Annotated in this window: 2 protein-coding genes and 1 pseudogene; all 3 read right to left on the bottom strand. The window is 58.1% G+C overall.

The features are described from left to right. Positions 1-146: 146 nt before the first annotated feature. Positions 147-314 (bottom strand): annotated as a pseudogene (locus tag AX760_RS04170) (transposase); the annotation flags it as partial. A gap of 53 nt (positions 315-367) precedes the next feature. Beyond that, a complete protein-coding gene (istB, locus tag AX760_RS04165) occupies positions 368-1,249 on the bottom strand; it encodes an IS21-like element ISRel3 family helper ATPase IstB (RefSeq protein ID WP_071831742.1) in 882 nt (293 codons plus the stop codon). Continuing rightward, on the bottom strand, positions 1,246-2,241 hold a 996-nt coding region (gene istA, locus AX760_RS04160; protein ID WP_245294924.1), incomplete at its 5' end, for an IS21 family transposase. The genes istA and istB, both read right to left, overlap by 4 nt.

Genomic DNA, 2,241 nt, shown 5'->3' with positions numbered 1-2,241 from the left:
AAGAAGCGGTTCAAGCACAGCCCATTCTTCATCGCTCAATTCGTGACGGCGCATCGCAATCTCCTTTCAAGGAGATTGAATCACATCGAATGCCGAAGATGAACCCCGTTTATGGGGACGCGCCCTAGGGCGTGGTGACGATTTAACTATTTAAGCCAGATTGCGATAGCTGCGAGTCTGACGAGGCCCATAAAGTTGGCAAGGAGCTTGTCGTATCGTGTGGCTACGCGACGGAACTGTTTGAGCTTGTTGAAGAAACGCTCGATGCGGTTGCGCTCTTTGTACAGTGCGGCGTCGTTGGCTGGTTGAACCTTGCTGTCAATGCCGCGTGAATTTTCCTCAGAAGTGCCGAAGTAAAATTCCCCACTTATGCCGACGTGGATGCGAGGGAGAATTGAGGATTTTTCGGCGGCCGCCCGCGCTGCTTTTGAGGTGGAGCGAATGCCGGCGGAGCAATGAGGGCTTTGGAGCGAACATGCTCCGGCATCAGTTCGGCATGCTGGCGCAATCGGTAACTCGATCCCTCGATTTGCACGACGACGGCGTGATGAAGCAGTCTGTCGAGAAGCGCCGTGGCGACAACTGGATCGCCGAAGACATCGCCCCATTCAGCGAAGCCGCGGTTTGATGTCAGGATCATCGCTCCTCGCTCATATCGGGCGTTCACGAGTTGGAAGAATAGATTGCCGCCGCCCTGGACGACGGGCAGATAGCCGATCTCATCGACGATCAGCAGGCTTGGCCTGCAGAAGAAGCGAATTCGCTCCTGAAGCCGACCCTCCCGTTCGGAACGGGCCAGCGAACCGATGAGGTCGGCAAGGTTCGTGAAGTAGACGCTCTTTCCAGCTTTGACGGCTTCGACGCCGAGCGCCGTGGCAAGATGACTCTTGCCGGTTCCAGGTGGGCCGAGGAAATGCACGGCCTCGTGTCGATCGACGAAGCCAAGCTGGGCCAGGGTGAAGATGCGATCTCGGTCGAGGGAAGGTTGGAAGGTGAAGTCGAAACCGGCAAGGGTTTTGATCGTCGCTAACCTGCCCATTCTTAAAGCGGTCTTGATGCGGCTGTTCTCGCGCAGGGTCAGTTCCTCGGACAGCAGGATATCGATAGCCTCAAGGGCAGATAGCTCACCGTGCTCGAGGCGGCGCACGACATGGTCGAGTGCTTCCAGTGCGCGCGGCATCTTCAGACCGACGAGATCATGGCGAATACGGTCGATCATGGATGGAATTGCATCGAGGGTCGGGCTCATGGGCGGCTCTCCCGTGCCAGGACTTTGCCGACGGCGTCATAGAAGGCGAGCGACCGCTGCAGCACGGTGTCGCCGGCAGGCTTGACGACAAGGGACTCGTCTCGTGTCCTTGGCCTGTGTTGCGACGTCATCGATCGTCGATGATCGGGATGGACTCGGCGCTGTTTGCGGCCCTCCAGCACAGGATGAGCGGCGATCAGTGTGCCGTTCTCGAAGATGCGGACTTCGTCGGCGAGAGAGTGGACCTCAACCATGCGACTGCGTGTGGCATCAGGAACGCTGTAGGTGTTGCCGCCGACGCTGACCATGCCTTCCCGCGATACGCGGCGCTCCAGCTTCAGAACGGATTTGAACGGCGCCAGGGGTAGCGGCCGCAGATACGGCCGCTCCTCGGCGAAGGCCTCGTTGACAACACGCTGTGTCGTCGCGTGCTTCCTTGGATTGGCGACAGTGTCGAGCCAGTGTCGGAGCTGGGCGTTCATGTCGTCGAGATTGCGGAACGAACGAGCGAGGAAGAAGTCTTCGCGGATATACCGAAACGGCCGCTCGACCTTGCCTTTTGTCTTGGCTCGGTAGGCCTTGCACGCCTTAGGGTGGAATCCGTAATGGCGGGCCAGGTCGATGAGAGCACGGTTGTAGATGATGCCCTCCGTCTGACCTTCGCCGATAACGGCAGTCTTCATCCGGTCGTAAAGCACCTCCCGCGGCGCACCACCAATCGCCTCGAAAGCGGCGATGTGGCAACGCAGGACGGTCGGCAGATTCTGATGCATGACGAAGCGTGCCCAGATAAGGCGGCTGTGACCCAGCACCATCGAGAACAACCAGACGATCCTTGGCGTCATTGGCTCGTCGGTGAAAACGATGCGTGTTTCACTAATTTCGGGACAGAGATTCCAGTAATTCGCGGACAGGGATTTCAGTAAATACGGGACAGCAATTCCACTAATTCCGGGACAGTTCCGGATGTGGATTTGTAGGTCGATTTTCGC

Source organism: Pararhizobium antarcticum, assembly GCF_001885585.1.
GTDB lineage: Bacteria > Pseudomonadota > Alphaproteobacteria > Rhizobiales > Rhizobiaceae > Pararhizobium > Pararhizobium antarcticum.
Note: the sequence above shows the minus strand (reverse complement) of the source record. Positions and strands in the feature narration are given on the sequence as shown.

Coding starts and splice junctions, on each gene's coding strand:
- istB (WP_071831742.1), bottom strand. CDS start 1,249: ATGAGCCCGACCCTCGATGCAATTCCATCCATGATCGACCGTATTCGC.